The following is a 17,145-nucleotide window of genomic DNA, read 5'->3' as shown; positions in this document are numbered from 1 at the left end:
TATTCTATTAAAAAAGCAGGCCATTTTCTGGCCTGCTTTCCCCTCTTTTATACGATGAAATATACTGCTTTTAATGGTCCATGTACTCCGACAACAAGATTCATTTCAATATCTGCCGAGTTACTAGGCCCTGTAATAAAGTTAATACAAGATGCCACTGCCTCGCCATTTTCTACACGTGTGTTCATATCCTGAACTGCTTGTGTAATACGAGGCACAAGTGTTTCACGTGGAATAATAGCAAAGTAGACAGTCGGTAAAAAGTGTAAAGAACGACCTTGACCTTTATGACTTTGTACAACAATCGTACCAGATTCAGCTAAAGTATAATCACTAAATGCGATTCCAATATTCGCTCTTTCTGCGATACGCATATTCTCTTCTTTTTTCTCGGGATCCCATACATTCACTTCAACATTTTGCATTGGAAGCTCTTCTTTAAATAAAGAAGTCAATCCATAAGAATCAAAACGTTCATCTGCCGATAACATAATAGGTCCCCCGCCGTTTTCCACGATTACTTTTTGAATATCTTCACGTAAACGGTCGTTTGTCGTTTCCACTACAGTTGTATGAATGTTTGTACATTGATTTTTAAATACTTCTAACAATTCTTCTTGTGAATAATCTTTTAGCGTTTCTACATTCACATTACTTTTCCATGCTGGACGCTTTACGCCTTCCGTTTTCCGCTCACGTCCAAGTTCTTTTGCAATATTATCTAGAAAGGACTCACGGTTTTGAATTAATCCTGTCATTATTTGTCCCCGCCTTTCTTATGATCTTTATACCAATCACGGAATCGTTCTTTACTTGGAGCCGGGAATTCACGTATATCTGTCCAGTTTTTAAGTGGCCCAACACCTTTTGATACACGGTTACCAGATGTAAATGGACTCATTGCTGCAGGTGCCATTTTTGATCCCATTTTATATAAAGCAGCTGAAGAAGCACCCATACTAAACATTTTCATTGCTAATTTTTCTGCAAGTGGAGCACGTCCTTCTTGCTCAACGATTACTTGACGATGTTTTAATAATAAATCATGCAATGGTATTTTTACTGGACAAGCTTCTGTACATGCTCCGCATAAACTAGATGCATAAGGAAGCTCTTTGTAATCGTCATATCCGCCTAAAAGTGGAGTTAATACCGCACCAATTGGTCCTGAGTATATAGAGCCATATGAATGTCCACCAACGTGACGATATACGGGACATACGTTAACACAAGCGGCACAACGAATACATTGCAATACTGATCGGAATTCCGATCCAAGAATTTGAGAACGGCCATTATCAACAACAACTAAGTGAAATTCTTCAGGTCCATCTACTTCCTCTTCTTGAATTGGTCCCGCTACAGTTACATAACTTGTTAATTTTTGCCCTACTGCACTACGACATAGTAAACCAACTAAAACATCTAATTCTTCCATTGTCGGAACCATACGTTCCATACCCATTACTGCAATTTGAGTTTTCGGAATCGACATAACAAGATCGGCATTACCTTCGTTCGTTACTAAACAAAGAGAGCCAGTATTTGCAACGGCGAAGTTACAACCTGTCACACCAATTTCTGCATCCATAAATTTCTCACGAAGTTGTTTACGAACAAACTTTGTCATTTCGTATGGATCATCAGAATTTTCATAACCAAGTTTTTCTTTAAATACATCACGAATTTGTGCTCTATTTTTATGAAGTGCAGGCGCAATAATATGTGAAGGTGGATCGTTATCTACTTGCAAGATATACTCTCCTAAGTCACTTTCTAACACTTCACAGCCAATCTCCTCAAGGGCATGATTCATACTAATTTCTTCAGTTACCATTGATTTTGATTTTACAACTTTCTTCGCTTGTTTCTTTTTTGCAACGTCTTGAATATACTTTGCTGCATCCTCTTTCGTTTTCGCAAAGTACACGTGTCCGCCTCTTTTGGATACATTATCACTTAATTGCATTAAGTAATAATCAAGATTTTCTAACGTATGTTGGCGAATTTGTTCTCCTAGTTCACGCCACTCTTCCCAGTTTCCTAATTCGTCTGCTGCTTTTAAGCGATTCGTATATAAGCGCGTTTGTGCAGAAGATACTGCTCCGCGCATGAACGAATCTTGAATTCCATCGCCAACGCGATCATTAAATTTTTTCTCACTGATTTTCATAGACATAGCTTATGTTCCCCCTTCATGAGCGACTATTTAGTACCTCAGCAATATGCATTACTTTTATTTCTTTTCCTAAACGCTCAATACGTCCGCCAATGTTTAACAAACACCCACAATCTGCACCGATTAAATAATCAGCACCTGTTTCCATTGCACTATCTACCTTTTCATCTACCATTTGCTCAGAAATTGGAGTCATCTTCACTGAAAACGTTCCCCCAAACCCACAACAATTTTGCGCGTTTGGCAGTTCTCTCACAGTTAATCCTTTGACGTTTGATAATAAAATTCCTGGCGCTTCTTTTACTCCAAGCAGGCGTGTCATATGACAAGATTTATGAATAGTAGCGATCCCTGGTAAACTTGCACCAACATCTGTCACTTTTAAAACATCTACAATAAATTGTGTAAATTCATATGTTTTATCAGCAATCTTTTGTGCACGTTTAGCCCACTTCGGATCATCTTTAAAAACATGCGGATACTCATGAAACATTGTCGCACAAGAACCAGATGGCGTAACGATATATTCTGCATCTTCAAAAGTTTCAATCATATGTTTCATCGCTTCTTTTGCTGCTTCTACATGGCCGCTATTATAAGCAGGCTGACCGCAACAAACTTGTGCTTCTGGAAATTCAATTTCACAACCTAAACGCTCCAACACTTCAACTGTTGCTTTGCCGACATTTGTTTCAAACATATCGACTAAACAAGTAACAAATAAAGTAACTTTCATAATTATTACTCCCCCTTTTTACAACTCCACCAACAAACATATGGTCATCAGATGACTAAGAAAAGAAGAAGTAGGCTCAACCATGGCCTATCCTCTCCCTCTTCTAAAGAAAACGCTTACTTAATCTCTCTCTATTTTATCAAAAAATTTGATTTTTAAAAGATTAAATTACGAATTTATATCGTTTTTACCTGTGACAATATGTTCTACATTTGTTAAATGATCTAGCATTGCTTGCTGCGCTAATTCTACATCTTGCTTTAACACTGCATCATATATAACTTGATGCTCTTCTATAAGTCGTTCTGATGTTGTTTGTTCACCATATAAAATAATGCGTCTCGATTCACCAATCGTTTCAGCAATCATCTCTGAAACATGATTCATGAGTTCGAGCAAAATGTTGTTATGCGAAGACTCCGCAATTCCCATATGGAACTGAAAATCTGCTTTTTCACCAGCCTTTTCATCTCCAATGCTCTTTGCCATTTCATCTAACCAATGCTTCATATTTTGCAAATTATCTTCCGTACGCTTTGCCGCAGCTGCTCGAACTGCCCCCACTTCAAGCACCTTTCGTACTTCTAATAAGTTCAAAATATCTTCTTTCTTCATTAATAATTTATTGTTTAATGATTTTGTTAATGAAGAAGAATCGAAATTCTTCACATATGTACCTTCTCCTTGTTTCATCTCAATTAAGCCCATTGCTCTTAGCGCACTTAACGCTTCACGAACAGCAGATCTACCAACTTGAAACTGCTCAGCTAATTGATGTACAGGAAGTAGTTTGTCACCAGGTTTTAACGTACCATTTTTAATCATTGTTAAAATAGCTTCAGATACTTCTTCATAAATTTTTTTCGGTTTAATAGATTTGTACTCCAGTTAAATCACCTCAGTATCTTCCAAACAACAATTGAAACGATTTATAAGAACTTTGCATCATAACTATTTTAGAACGAATTGGTAAGAAGTACAAATGTTTTGTTCATAAAATCGTCAAATCTTTAATATTTATTTGATATTAATTTATATATATTCATGAAGAAAAGCATATCCTTCAAGTTAGAATATGCTTTCTTCAACTTGTATTTTCAATTTAATACTAACCGTCGTTCCATTCCCTTTTTCACTTTCAATTCGCCACTGTCCATCATGTATATGAACAATTTGTCTTACAATAGCAAGACCCAAACCTGTTCCACCATGTTGACGACTTCTCGCTTTATCAACGCGGTAAAAACGTTCGCCAAGATTTTCTAAATGCTCTGTTTCAATACCGATTCCTGTATCTTTTATGTTCAATTCACAGTAATCATCTATCTGCCTGAGCGTTATCATAATATCCCCGTTTTGATTTGTATACCGTATCGCATTATCTAACACGTTATGAAGCACTTGTTGCATACGATCCTCATCAATCATTACAATGATTTCTGGATTTAAATTTGTTGAAATACGAATTTTCTTTTCTATAAACTTAATCTCATACGTATCTAACACATCTTCAATGAGTTGTGAAAAAACGATAGGTTGTTTCTTTAGCGGAAAATGTTCACCTTCTAATTGTGCTAAATCTAATAAATCATGAACGAGACGCTGCATACGCCCCGCTTCTTTATGAATGAGTTGTGTTACTTTTTCCTGCTGCGGTCCCTTCGCTACACCATCTAAAATAGCCTCACTATATCCTTTTATATAACTAAGCGGTGTTCTTAGTTCATGCGAAACGTTAGCTAAAAATTCCTTTCGCTTTACGTCTTCTGTCTCTAAAGAATTTGCCATTTTATTAAATGCTTTTCCTAATCGTCCAATTTCATCTTCGGAAGAAATTGTAATCCGTTCTGAGAAATCTCCCGTAGCCAAATGATTGGCAACTCGTTCCATTTGCGAAAGCGGTCTCGTAATAGCAATAATAATTTTTCTACCAATCCATATTGTCAGTAAAGTCATAGCAAGTGCTAACGGTGCTAAAATAAGGCCCATATCATATATTAAGTCTTTTATACTTTTTAAAGGAATATAAGAATATACAATGCCAACTAATTTTTTATTTTCTAAAACAGGGATGACAACCCCCATAATATTACGGTCAAAATGTTCCTCATATCCTATCTTTGTCACAGTTTTTCCATCTAATAATGATTGCCTGTCCCCTTCACTTATAAGAGAATGATGATGCACATCAAAAGGTAAACATGCGCTTAAATCTCGCGGATTAGATACGAAAAGAACGTCTGAACTAGATATTTGATCAAATGCTCTTACTTTCTCTTCAAAAGTTGCTATTCCTTCACGCTTATCATATTGCGCTGCAAGACGCTTCCCTTCCATTACTAATGAATCTTTTAAATTATCAACGTATAGTTTTTCATACGAGTATAAAGATACAAAATAAAGAAAGGAAACTGTTACAAATACTGCACATACTACTGTCAGCCAAAGCTTCTGTACCATCGTAAACATACGTTACACCTCAAATTTATAGCCTACACCCCAAACCGTTTGAATGTAGTTTCCACTTTCTCCAAGCTTCAAACGCATCGTTTTCACGTGCGTATCTACTGTTCTTGTACTTCCGGCATAATCATATCCCCATACCTTTTCCAGTAATTGTTCCCGGCTAAATACTTGTCCCGTATGTTGGCAAAGAAAATAGAGTAAATCAAACTCTTTTACTGTAAGAGAAATCGGCTCACCATCAGCCTCGATCTTCCTACTTTTTTCATTAATAAGGATCGGTCCAAACTGAATCTCCTCTTGTTGCTCTTGCTTTGTATAACGTCTTAGCACAGCTTCCATACGAGCAATTAGTTCTCCAGGACTAAATGGCTTTACAATATAATCATCTGCTCCCATACGTAAGCCGTTCACCCTATTCCACTCTTCACCTTTTGCTGTTAAAAATATAATTGGTACATCCGATGTTTTTCTAATTTCTTTACAAACTGAAAGTCCATCCATCTCTGGCATCATAATATCTAATACAACGAAATCATAATGATCCGTCTCTAATTTTTTTAGCGCCTCTTTTCCATTTTCAGCTTCTCCCCACTCGTATCCGAAATTATCTAAGTACATTCCAACGAGCTGCCTCATATCACTTTCATCATCTACAACTAGCACCCTATATTTACTCATTGTCCTTCCCTTCCCTCTCTATGAGTTGAAACGGCCCTTTTCCGACTTTAATCGTTTGTTTTATTTTCAAATTCTTCATATCCATGACACACACTTCATCACTATCATAGCTTGCTACGTATCCTTCTGCTCCGCTCTTCAAAAATGCAAATGGGTTCGATCCTACTTCTACAGAAGCTACCTCTTTATACGTGCTAACATCAAACTGTCTAAGCGTATTCGAACCGTGGCTTAATGCATATACATACTTATTATCCTTCGTTATATTCACAGGCATAAACGGAGCATGTAAAGAACGTACCATTTCCCCGCTCTGCAATGAATACACTAATACTTTTTCATTGACTTGATTTCCATCACCATGTCCGCCAATCCATATTTCTTTCCCATCTGGACTAATTGTCGCTCCCGTTGATGCTGGGGGAATCATAAAGGATTGTATCACTTCTTTTTTCTTTGTATCAATGGTCGTTAGCTTCGTATCATAAAAGTTTAATACAGATAACTGGTTATGGTACTCTACCATCGTTATTGGTCCTTTTCCAGTTGACACACTCCCTGTCTCTTTCCCTTTTATCGTAAAGAACCTTACCTTTTGAGCAGTTTGATCGGCAGCAAATAATTGCTTTTTATCTTCGGATACAATCACATTTACAATGCCTTTTCCAGTTTTATACTTGTCCACTTGCCTTCCTTCTGCTAGTGAATATACATACATGTACTCTAACTGCTTGCCATATACAAGTATGTCCTCGCCGTTTGGAAGTAGTGCAACTCCCGCCATTGGTTCATTAAGTTCCCATGTCGTAATTAACTTTTTAGTTTGTTTATCAACAAAACTGATACTACCTTCTTTTATATTCGTTGTTATCATAACACTTTTATCTTTAGCAATCGGTGTATATGTACTTCCTTGACACCCTACTAATAGAAATAAAAAACAGAGAAGAAAAACATACTTTCTCAAAAGATTCCCTCCATCTTCTGATGATTTCGTTATAATTGTAAAATAACAAATAAATGTGTGGAAAGTGTGAAATTTTCCTTTCTTACTTCATTTACATATATAATGTACAACAAATAGAATTTGAGGTGTGCAAATTATGCTTTTTCCTGATTTAGCGAATAAAATTGTACGAGAAGTACGAAGACTAATTAAAGAAAACATTATTATCATTAATATACAAGGTGTTATTATCGCAAGTACAAATGTAGAAAGAATCGGTCAATTTCATGAGGGCGCACTCCGCTGTGCAAAACAAAAGAAAACTGTCATTATTACAAAAGAAGATGAACGACGTTTGCAAGGCGTAAAAGCGGGTATGAACCTCCCCTTACTATTTCATGACGAAGTAATCGGTGTCATTGGAATTACAGGCGAACCTGAAAATATTTCACAATACGGAGAAATATTACGTAAAATGACCGAGCTACTCATTCATGAAAACTACTTTTTAGAACAACTAGAACTTGAACACCGTTCTTATGAAGCATTTGTCTTTGATTGGCTTCAAAATACAGATTGGTCTCCAAGCTTTCTCGATCGCGCAAAAACACTTGGTATTGATTTATATAAGAAGAAACAACTTATTTTGTTCTCTATCGATCAAAATGACACGATGCTTCAGCGTAAGATTTGGCAACACGTACGCAATCTATTAACAAAGGAGCATCTATTTGTTCGCTGGGGAAATGATCGATTCATTTTATTTACAGCCACGAACTCCAAAGAACAAACGTATCAATTTTTAACACGATTAAAACAAGACTGTGAAAATTCGTTTTCTATTCCTTTATATATCGGGATTGGACAGTCCGTTACGCCAAGCAATATGAACTTATCGTACGAACAAGCATTGCAAGCTCTTTCCGTATCACTTGAAACGAAGCAAATTGTATTTAATGACGATTTACGTTTAGAAATGTGCTTACAAGATATTTCTGCAGAAACGCGGGAACAGTTTCTAAAGCGCACAATCGAAAACTTACTATCATCTCCTGAGCTTATGCACACTTTACGCTTATTTATCGATTATAACCAATCCTATAAACAAACAGCTGAACAATTACATATACACATTAACACATTGCATTACAGACTTAAAAAGGTTGAGGAGCATACAGGACTTGACCCGAAACAATTCAAAGACTTACATATTTTATACTTCTCGCTCCTCTTATTAGATAATCACACAAAAAAGAACGATAAAATAGATCAATCTTTAGATGATCATACATAGAAAGAATCCCCCAACTTTTTTATCATTATAATGAAAGCACTGTGACAACGTTTTTTATAATGACTAAATACGTTAACAGTTTGAGGGGGATTTCCAATGTTAGAAAAGCAAATTATTCATTCATTCGTATCCATTGTTGGCGAAGATAATGTAGATACATCCAATATGGGGCGTTTAACGTATAGTTATGATGCCACTCCAAACTTCCAAGCAATACCTGATGCAGTCATTGCTCCTCGTAATACAAATGAAGTAGCGGAAGTGTTAAAAGTATGTAACACTCACAACATTCCTGTATATGTTCGTGGCTCTGGAACAAACCTTTGCGCAGGAACATGTCCACTTGAAGGCGGTATCGTCCTTATCTTCCGTCATATGAATAACATTTTAGAAATTGATGAAGAGAATTTAACAATCACAGTACAAGCTGGTGTGATTACGCTTGATATTATTAAAGCGGTAGAAGAAAAAGGTTTATTTTATCCACCAGATCCAAGTTCGATGAAAATTTCTACAATCGGCGGTAACATTAATGAAAACTCCGGTGGCTTACGCGGCTTAAAATATGGCGTAACACGTGATTATGTGATGGGTCTTGAACTTGTCTTACCAAATGGGGATATTATTCGCACTGGCGGTAAATTAGCAAAAGATGTAGCTGGTTACGATTTAACTCGGTTATTTATCGGTTCTGAAGGAACACTTGGCGTCGTAACAGAAGCGATATTAAAACTTGTTCCTATGCCTGAAACGAAGAAAACGATGCTTGCGCTCTATGAAGATATTAATGAAGCTGCTCGTGCTGTTTCTTCTATTATTGCAAATAAAATCATTCCAGCGACACTTGAGTTTTTAGACCAACCGACAATTGAAGTAGTAGAAGAGTTTGCTCAAATCGGTTTACCAACTGACGTAAAAGCAATTTTATTAATTGAACAAGATGGTCCACCTGAAGTTGTCAATCGAGATATTGAAAAAATGGCTAACGTTTGCCGCTCTATGAATGCAGTTGATGTTCGCGTTGCAAAAGATGAAGCAGAAGCAGATGCGCTTCGAACAGCTCGCCGTAGCGCACTATCAGCACTTGCAAGATTAAAACCTACTACAATACTAGAAGATGCAACAGTACCACGTTCACAAATCGCTCCAATGGTTGAAGCGATTAATACCATTGCAAAGAAATATAATATTCCTATTTGTACTTTTGGGCATGCTGGCGATGGCAACCTACACCCAACTTGTATGACAGATGCTCGTAATGAAGAAGAAATGCACCGAGCTGAACAAGCTTTTGCTGAAATATTTGCGAAAGCAATTGAACTTGGTGGCACAATTACTGGTGAACATGGTGTTGGTGCGATGAAAGCTCCTTATTTAGAAATGAAATTAGGTAAAGAAGGTATTGCTGCCATGCAAGGAATTAAACAAGCCTTCGATCCAAATAACATTATGAATCCTGGCAAGATGTTCGCGAAAGACACTCGCAAAAGAGTGGTGGTTGAACGATGACAACATTAAATAAAGAAAACATTCAAAAAGAATTTAAAGAAAGATTAAGTGAAGATGAACTACTAAACTGTATGCGATGCGGTTTCTGTTTACCTACTTGTCCTACTTATATTCAATCTGGGTATAAAGAATCACATTCACCACGAGGACGTATTGCATTAATGAAAGCAGTCGTTGACGGTTTAATTGAGCCAGATGAAGATGTTGAAAACACATTAAATGTTTGCCTCGGCTGCCGCGCTTGTGAACCTGTTTGTCCATCAGGTGTGAATTATGGACATTTATTAGAAGAAACTCGTGATATTATAAATCAAAACAAAAAATTCTCGGTGCCAGTGAAAGCTGTGCGTAAAGTCGTTTTTGAAGGACTATTCCCGCATCAAAATCGAATGAGAACATTAACAGGGTTAATCGGATTTTACCAACGTTCCGGTTTACAAACGCTAACACATAAAACAGGAATTATGAAGTTATTCCCTGAAACACTTGCAACGATGGATCTTGTTTTACCAAAAGTTCCAAAAATGAAAGAAATGAAAGATCGTCCTGCATTTTTACCTGCTGAAAGTACAAAAAAGAAACAAGTTGCATTCTTCACGGGCTGTTTAATGGATACGATGTTTTTAGAAACAAATAATGCAACGATGAAACTTCTTCAGTTAGCTGGTTGCGATATCGTTATTCCGAAAACACAAAGTTGCTGCGGGGCATTACATGGACATGCTGGTGAAAAAAGTGGAGCAAAAGAATTAGCGAAACGTAATATAAAAGCCTTCGAAGATTTAAACATCGACTATATCATTACGAATGCTGGTGGTTGCGGAGCTTACCTCGTAGACTACGATTATCTTTTAAAAGACGATCCACAGTGGGCTGAACGTGCGAAGCAGTTTGTTTCTAAAATTAAAGATATTACTGCTATTCTAGTAGAACTAGATTTCCATAAACGGAATGACTTACGACTCACGCCGCAAATTATTACGTATCAAGACTCTTGTCATTTACGCAATGTTATGCGAACATCTTCAGAACCTCGTATGTTACTAGAAGCAATTCAAGGCGCAACATACCGTGAAATGAAAGATGCGGATCGCTGCTGTGGTTCTGCTGGTATTTACAATATTGTTCATTCAGAGTTATCTATGGAATTTCTAGATTATAAAATGGATCGTGTGCATGAAACAGAAGCAGCAACCATTGTTACTGCAAATCCAGGTTGTTTATTACAAATGAAATTAGGCATTGAGCGAGAAGGTCTTTCTCATAAAATGAGAGGAATTCACATTGTAGATTTATTATTAGAAGCAATTGAAACCAACTCGTAATAACTCGTAACATACGTAATAATAAGAAAACGGCTATCTCCTTCGTCTACGTAAAGAGATAGCCGCTTTTTTGTCCTCTACAACATTAAAAATATGTTACTTTATTATAAAAAAGAACAACAGAAACATTACAGTTTTGTAAAAATCAATCCAGTATATTCCTCAAAAAACCTCTCAAACCATTGATACAATAGGATTCTTCATTTTCTATTTAGGTAACTTTATCCAAAACACCCCTCTTAAAACCAAGTATATAAATGCTGAAAATTCCTTTTATACTCTATGTTTCTCTTATTTTTCCTCCTTTCCCCTCTTAGGATAAATTAGGTAAATTTTAAGTCTATGAATTTTTTTCCATCTTTTTTCTCACAAAATCTATGCTACGATGAATTTGTCAGTCAGACAGGCTGTCAAAAACAAATCGTGTGAAAACAAATTAAAACTTTATATAGGGGGACACACATCATGAAAAAACGTGTTTTATTATCTGTAGCTGCTGCAACGGCTCTTACTTTAGGAGTATCTTCTCTAGATGCACAAGCTGCAACAGTACAACCATCTAACATAAAGGTTCAAAATATTCAGCATTCAAAAGTGATGATGAAGCAAATGAGCCAACAAGAATTACAAGCATTCTTACAATCTATGGGCGTTGAGTCATTCGCACAATGGCAACAAGGAAACTTCCAACCAAATTGCATTATTCCTGGTCAACAACCTACTGAAAATGTTGTAACTGAGCAACCAACAGCTAAGCCAGAAACTCAAAAGCCTGCTGAGCAAAAACCAGTTGAGCAAAAGCCTGCTGAAGAAGTTCAAAAACCAGAAGCTCAAAAACCAGCTGAAAACAACAATACTCAAAAGCCTGCTGAACAAAAACCTGCTGAGCAAAAGCCTGCTGAAGAAGCAAAATCTTTAAGCGAGTTCGAACAACGTGTTGTTGAATTAACAAACGCTGAGCGTGCAAGACAAGGCTTACCAGCTTTAAAAATCGATACTGAATTAAGCAAAGTAGCACGTGTTAAATCTGAAGATATGCAAAAAAACAACTACTTTGATCATAACAGCCCTACATACGGGTCTCCATTTGACATGATGAAGAAATTTGGTATTTCTTATACATCTGCCGGTGAAAACATCGCTCAAGGCCAACGTACACCTGAAGAAGTAGTACAAGCTTGGATGAACAGTGCTGGACACCGTGCAAACATCTTAAATAACGGCTTCACTCACATCGGTGTTGGCTATGTAGAAAGCGGCAACTACTGGACACAACAATTTATTACGAAGTAAATAGATTAAAAGAGTCTTCTCATAATGAGAAGACTCTTTTTTACGTTTCATAACTTTCTATTATGTATGAGTACATTATGTAAAACATAAACAAAATAGAGCCACAGCTTATTACACTAAGTAACACGTAAAACCCCCACTTCAAGTCCAAAAACAGTGAAAACAATATACTACATGCCATCACTTGGAAAATCCGCCTACTCACTAAACGAATTTTTTGTAATTTAATTGGGTCTTTTTCCGTACTCTTAACTGTTTTAAATCCTTTACTAAGCATAAAAAGAAACATACTAATTCCAATCGTTAGTCCTGTCTGAAAGGACATCATGCTTCCAAAATTAATAAAGAGAATGAGCATATGGATAAACAACATAAATAAAGTAATTGTTTTTATAAATCCATTTGTAATGACATGCTCGCCCTCATTAAACTTATATATATTATGTGAAATAATATACACGAATCCATGTAAAAAAATAATAAGACAAGGAATAAATGCTATAACAACTTGTTTACTCATAAACTCGTTCGGTGCACCATTTTCATTCCAATGTACTGCCATAAGGTTTGGCAAATATGGATAGAGGCATAGAGTAAATAAAAGACAAGCGAAAAATATTCCGAGTATATATTTACATTTGACCAAGCGATTCTCACCTCTCTTTTCTCTTAACGGCTTCGCTTCTTTTAGAGAAATTCCTGCAAAAATCTACTTTTCTCAAATTTAAACTTATACTTTACGCATTCATTCTTTGAAATTCTTTCATTGTATTATTTAATTTCACAGGAAATGGTACATCCACTTCGATCTCTTCTTTCGTAATGGGATGTAAGAAGTTTATCTTCATCGCATGTAATGCTTGTCCGGACATATATTGCGTTTGTCCACCATATAATACATCTCCAACTAATGGATTGCCATGATAGCTCATATGAACACGAATTTGATGTGTTCTACCTGTTTCTAATTGTAACGTTACGAGCGTAACATTTTGGTTTTTAAAATACTTCTCTACTCTATAATATGTGATTGCTTGGTCTCCCTTGGGAGAAACACGTCGCCTCGTCGCATGATGGCGATCTCTTCCAATCGCTGCGTCAATTGTTCCTTGCTTACCTTTTACTTTCCCTTCCACAAGCGCCGCATATGTTCTTTTAATTTTTCGTTCCATTAATAAACGATCCATAATTGCACCAGCAATTCTATGCTTAGCAAACACGACACCACCTGTCGTATCTTTATCTAACCGATGAATATGACGAACCTTCGTCTCTAAACCTTGCATTTGAAAATGAAAGGCAACAAGGTTGGCAAGTGTTCCCGTTCCACCTTTTTCAGCAGGATGCGTATCCATCTTCTCAGGCTTATTTACGATGAGTACGTGATCGTCTTCATATACTACATGTAATTCACCATATTCAGGCTCTACGTCGTATTCTTCCTCCGTAAACATATGAACTTGTAACTTATCGCCTTCTTTTAAAAGCTCATTCCACCTTTTTTGTTCTCCGTTAACGGTAACACCTTTCTCCATACGAAGCTGATGTAACAACTTTTTCGGTATTTCCCATTCTATTTTTAATAACGAATCAATACTTATGCCATTCCATTTCGCTGGAACAGTAATTTGGCACCATTCGCCCTTTTTCTTCGTTTCCATACTGTATCACCTTATTTCTATTGATTCTCTCATTGTAACGGAAAATACACTTTGATGCACCGTCAAAAATAGAGGACAGTCTTATAATAGACTGCCCCCTCATGCTCTACGCCTTTTCATTTCTTGCAATACTTCTTCGGCTTTTTGCTCATACGATAAATCTTTAAAGAAATCCGCCAATCTTTTATAATCATTATACGTATCTAATAAATCATCTATCTTTTCTACTTTCATCACTTGTTGTTTTTGCTTCATTTTTACTGGATAACGATAGCCCGATACTTCTTGTATTTTATAATACTCATCCTCTACTTGAATGACCTTTACAAGTTCCTCCTCTTCCGCATCCATCGTATATCCATCAAAATCTCTCAGCAATTCATAAATGATATGAGTCCATTCATCTTTTGGATAAAATCCTTTTTCTAACCGATAACCGACAATGCGATACATATGCCCATCGTTTTCTGCAAACTGTACTGTATCATTTAGCTTAAACTTAAAATAACGAAACATTGCCTTCACCTACTTATATGTAATGTTCTTATCACATACTATTTGCAAAATGTAGGTCTTGCTATTCATAAAAAAATACTCATCTATAAGATGAGTATTTTTTACGATGATTTTTCTCTTTTCTTTCGAAATGGTAACCACCAGTTCCAGTCTCCAAACAATTTCATTAAACTTGGTACGAGCATAAGGCGAATAATTGTTGCATCAAGGAATATCGCTAATGCAACGCCAAGCCCCATTTGTCGTACTGGTAAAATATCAGTAAAAGCGAACGCACCAGTTACAACGATCATAATTAACGCAGCTGAAGTAATGATTCTACTTGTTGACACAAGTCCTTCTAACGTAGCTTGATCGTTATCTCCTGTTTCTTCATACAGTTCATGAATACGCGAAATAAGAAATACTTCATAATCCATGCTAAGCCCAAATACGAGACCGAAAATGAAGATTGGCAAGACAAATAGAACAGGACTCGCTTCTAAACCAAAATGCCCACCTTCAAATAACCAAACAACAATTCCAATTGTTGCGCTTAAACTAAGTATATTCATAATAATCGCCTTAATTGGAATGAGTATAGATCGGAATGCAAATAATAATATAACAAAAGTCGATCCAAATATAACAGACATACCAATTACAACTTTATCTTTAATTTCATCTTCTAACTCTTGTTGGAACGTCGTCATCCCGCCTAAATAATACGTAACATCTGTTTCTTTATAATTTTGTTTAAAATCACGAACCCACTGTTTAGCAGTTTCAGTACGTGGTTTCGTTTTCAAAAAGATTTCTATCGTCGTCTTATTCTCTTTCGTATATGCTTCAAATATAGGAGCGAGTTTCGCTGCTTCTGGCGATACTACTATTCCAGCAACTTGATCTGCTTTCATACCTGTTAACCCGTCATATAAACTTCTTACTTCATGCACTTTCTTGTCGTCTTTTAACTTTTGAACGACTTCTTCTACCTTTTGTAAACTTTCTTTTTCTTTCATATCTTTTTTCGTCTCTACCACTAACGTAACATCAGCATGTGTTTTTGCCGTTTCATTAAATGCCTCTTTGTACTTCTCATATGCAATTCTTGTATCACTTTGTTTAGGTAAAGCTTCCACATCAGGGAACTGCAAATTAGCTGTACGTAATGGTAATAAGCAAATAACAATAAATGTTGTAACAACAATAATCATCGCAATTGGATGTTTCATTACAAATTGTGCAAATTTACGCCATACCTTTGCCGGCGTATGTGCTACTTGATTCTTTTTTAATATTCGTTTACCAATTAAGGATAATAGCGCTGGAAGGAGTGTGAGTGAGAATAAAATACTCATAATCACAACAATCATCCCGCTAATTGCGACAGACTGAATATAATCGATTTTAAAGAAAAACAAGCCGGATAATCCAACAAATACACATAATCCTGAAAATACGATCGCGCGACCTGCTGTTTGATATGTAATTGCTATCGCTTCTTTTACTGTTCGCTTTGCAACTTCCTCTCGAAAGCGATTTACAAATAATAGTGCGAAATCAATAGATAAAGCAAGTCCAATCATCGGTGCAACATTTAACACAAAAATAGATAGCTCCTTATCGACACCTATAAAGTATAATATGCCCATCGTACTAATAACACTAAGTGCCCCATTTAAAATTGGTAAAATAGATGCTAAAAGGCTACCAAATGAAAATAGTAATACGAGAAATGCTATCGGTAACCCAATCATCTCTGCTACCTTTAAATCATTTTGCGTTCTTTCATTAATCTCTTGATTAATTTTTGGAAACCCTGTTGGCGTTACTTTTAACGCTGCATTACTTTCCTTTTCGATTTTATCAGCAAATTGTAACGTCTTTTCCATTCGTTCCTTATTGGTTTTCCCGGAAAATAAAATTGTCGCATAGCCGATATCTTCTTGTAACATTTCTTTATTTTGCACTGGGTGATGGAAAGATTCATATGTCTCTTTCTCTTGTACATTTTTTACAATTCCCTCTACTTGCTTTTGAAATTCTTCATGTGAAACACCTTTATTTTTTTCAAAAACGAGTAACAACGTATCTTGAGACCTCTTAAAATCTTTATCTAAAATTTCTTTCGTTTTTTGATAGTCCCCTTCTGTTTGGAAACCGTCACCACCTAATACTCCCGGTAGCTTTGGAGCAAAAATACCAAGTGCAATCGCAAGCAATAGTAATGCTACAATTACTGTATAACGAAACTGATACAAAAAAGCTCCTAACTTCCCCCACTTATCTACTTTATGTACATTTGTCTTCACACATTTTCACCTACTTTAAATAATTCAATTGTCATTTATACTGTATCACATCTTCGTACAAACAAAAAACGTCTAGAAATACTATAATGATAGTTTTTCTAGACGTTTTTTTATCCCGCTTTAATGGGCAGTAAGACCCCCACCTCAAAATGCAGCGAAAGCAAAGAAGTTAGGTGGGGGATCAACTGCCCATAAAAGTCCGATTGGTGAGGGCTAATAATCAGTGGGGGATGAAGAAAACCCCCACT

15 protein-coding genes are annotated in these 17,145 nt (G+C 36.2%); 4 read left to right on the top strand and 11 right to left on the bottom strand.

The features are described from left to right. Positions 1-47 precede the first annotated feature (47 nt). From ACXVYO_RS04925 to ACXVYO_RS04895, 7 genes are all read right to left on the bottom strand, one after another. On the bottom strand, positions 48-758 hold the full coding sequence (locus ACXVYO_RS04925; protein ID WP_458466171.1) for a LutC/YkgG family protein: 711 nt from the start codon (positions 756-758) through the stop codon (positions 48-50). Then, positions 758-2,179, bottom strand: coding sequence for a LutB/LldF family L-lactate oxidation iron-sulfur protein (locus ACXVYO_RS04920; RefSeq protein WP_098324483.1), 1,422 nt, complete (start codon positions 2,177-2,179; stop codon positions 758-760). The genes ACXVYO_RS04925 and ACXVYO_RS04920 overlap by 1 nt, the downstream gene beginning before the upstream one ends. Positions 2,180-2,195: 16 nt before the next feature. After that, entirely contained in the window at positions 2,196-2,915 is a 720-nt protein-coding gene (locus tag ACXVYO_RS04915) for a (Fe-S)-binding protein (RefSeq protein WP_000869141.1), read from the bottom strand. 168 nt (positions 2,916-3,083) lie between these two features. Continuing rightward, complete coding sequence (locus ACXVYO_RS04910) at positions 3,084-3,773, bottom strand: FadR/GntR family transcriptional regulator (RefSeq protein WP_254913065.1); 690 nt, start codon at positions 3,771-3,773, stop codon at positions 3,084-3,086. A gap of 210 nt (positions 3,774-3,983) precedes the next feature. Then, on the bottom strand, positions 3,984-5,384 hold the full coding sequence (locus tag ACXVYO_RS04905) for a sensor histidine kinase (protein ID WP_458466170.1): 1,401 nt from the start codon (positions 5,382-5,384) through the stop codon (positions 3,984-3,986). A 3-nt stretch (positions 5,385-5,387) separates the two neighbouring features. Beyond that, complete coding sequence (locus tag ACXVYO_RS04900) at positions 5,388-6,059, bottom strand: response regulator transcription factor (protein ID WP_000049878.1); 672 nt, start codon at positions 6,057-6,059, stop codon at positions 5,388-5,390. Beyond that, a complete protein-coding gene (locus ACXVYO_RS04895) occupies positions 6,052-7,026 on the bottom strand; it encodes a YncE family protein (RefSeq protein WP_458466169.1) in 975 nt (324 codons plus the stop codon). Before ACXVYO_RS04895 ends, ACXVYO_RS04900 begins: the two co-directional genes overlap by 8 nt. A gap of 136 nt (positions 7,027-7,162) precedes the next feature. Between ACXVYO_RS04895 and ACXVYO_RS04890 the strand changes: the two genes are divergently transcribed. The 4 genes from ACXVYO_RS04890 (at position 7,163) to ACXVYO_RS04875 (ending at position 12,426) form a co-directional block, all read left to right on the top strand. Beyond that, complete coding sequence (locus ACXVYO_RS04890) at positions 7,163-8,299, top strand: CdaR family transcriptional regulator (protein WP_458466168.1); 1,137 nt, start codon at positions 7,163-7,165, stop codon at positions 8,297-8,299. Between the two features lie 96 nt (positions 8,300-8,395). Further along, positions 8,396-9,808 carry a glycolate oxidase subunit GlcD gene (gene glcD / locus ACXVYO_RS04885; RefSeq protein WP_458466167.1) on the top strand — a complete coding sequence of 471 codons (1,413 nt, stop codon included), beginning with the start codon at positions 8,396-8,398 and terminating at the stop codon, positions 9,806-9,808. Further along, positions 9,805-11,133 carry a (Fe-S)-binding protein gene (locus tag ACXVYO_RS04880; RefSeq protein ID WP_061678841.1) on the top strand — a complete coding sequence of 443 codons (1,329 nt, stop codon included), beginning with the start codon at positions 9,805-9,807 and terminating at the stop codon, positions 11,131-11,133. Before glcD ends, ACXVYO_RS04880 begins: the two co-directional genes overlap by 4 nt. A 465-nt stretch (positions 11,134-11,598) precedes the next feature. Further along, positions 11,599-12,426 carry a CAP domain-containing protein gene (locus ACXVYO_RS04875; protein WP_458466166.1) on the top strand — a complete coding sequence of 276 codons (828 nt, stop codon included), beginning with the start codon at positions 11,599-11,601 and terminating at the stop codon, positions 12,424-12,426. Positions 12,427-12,466: 40 nt separating this feature from the next. Here ACXVYO_RS04875 and ACXVYO_RS04870 read toward each other — a convergent pair whose 3' ends face one another. The 4 genes from ACXVYO_RS04870 to ACXVYO_RS04855 form a co-directional block, all read right to left on the bottom strand. Continuing rightward, entirely contained in the window at positions 12,467-13,072 is a 606-nt protein-coding gene (locus tag ACXVYO_RS04870; protein WP_458466165.1) for a DUF1648 domain-containing protein, read from the bottom strand. A gap of 91 nt (positions 13,073-13,163) precedes the next feature. Continuing rightward, positions 13,164-14,087: an RluA family pseudouridine synthase gene (locus ACXVYO_RS04865; protein WP_458466164.1), complete on the bottom strand. Its 924-nt coding sequence runs from the start codon at positions 14,085-14,087 to the stop codon at positions 13,164-13,166. A gap of 99 nt (positions 14,088-14,186) precedes the next feature. After that, positions 14,187-14,603, bottom strand: a complete 417-nt coding sequence (locus ACXVYO_RS04860) for a hypothetical protein (RefSeq protein ID WP_000490295.1) — start codon at positions 14,601-14,603, stop codon at positions 14,187-14,189. Positions 14,604-14,704: 101 nt separating this feature from the next. Then, the gene (locus ACXVYO_RS04855; protein WP_458466163.1) at positions 14,705-16,897 is read right to left on the bottom strand and encodes an MMPL family transporter; all 2,193 of its coding nucleotides are present in this window, start codon (positions 16,895-16,897) and stop codon (positions 14,705-14,707) included. Positions 16,898-17,145: the final 248 nt, after the last annotated feature.

Source organism: Bacillus sp. BC08 (assembly GCF_054326875.1).
The sequence above is the reverse complement of the archived record's forward strand: the minus strand, read 5'-3'. Positions and strand labels throughout refer to the sequence as shown.

Bases quoted from the DNA above. Each gene is read 5' to 3' on its own strand.
- ACXVYO_RS04925 (WP_458466171.1), bottom strand. From the start codon at position 758: ATGACAGGATTAATTCAAAACCGTGAGTCCTTTCTAGATAATATTGCA.
- ACXVYO_RS04920 (WP_098324483.1), bottom strand. From the start codon at position 2,179: ATGTCTATGAAAATCAGTGAGAAAAAATTTAATGATCGCGTTGGCGAT.
- ACXVYO_RS04915 (WP_000869141.1), bottom strand. From the start codon at position 2,915: ATGAAAGTTACTTTATTTGTTACTTGTTTAGTCGATATGTTTGAAACA.
- ACXVYO_RS04905 (WP_458466170.1), bottom strand. From the start codon at position 5,384: ATGTTTACGATGGTACAGAAGCTTTGGCTGACAGTAGTATGTGCAGTA.
- ACXVYO_RS04900 (WP_000049878.1), bottom strand. From the start codon at position 6,059: ATGAGTAAATATAGGGTGCTAGTTGTAGATGATGAAAGTGATATGAGG.
- ACXVYO_RS04890 (WP_458466168.1), top strand. From the start codon at position 7,163: ATGCTTTTTCCTGATTTAGCGAATAAAATTGTACGAGAAGTACGAAGA.
- glcD (WP_458466167.1), top strand. From the start codon at position 8,396: ATGTTAGAAAAGCAAATTATTCATTCATTCGTATCCATTGTTGGCGAA.
- ACXVYO_RS04880 (WP_061678841.1), top strand. From the start codon at position 9,805: ATGACAACATTAAATAAAGAAAACATTCAAAAAGAATTTAAAGAAAGA.
- ACXVYO_RS04875 (WP_458466166.1), top strand. From the start codon at position 11,599: ATGAAAAAACGTGTTTTATTATCTGTAGCTGCTGCAACGGCTCTTACT.
- ACXVYO_RS04865 (WP_458466164.1), bottom strand. From the start codon at position 14,087: ATGGAAACGAAGAAAAAGGGCGAATGGTGCCAAATTACTGTTCCAGCG.
- ACXVYO_RS04860 (WP_000490295.1), bottom strand. From the start codon at position 14,603: ATGTTTCGTTATTTTAAGTTTAAGCTAAATGATACAGTACAGTTTGCA.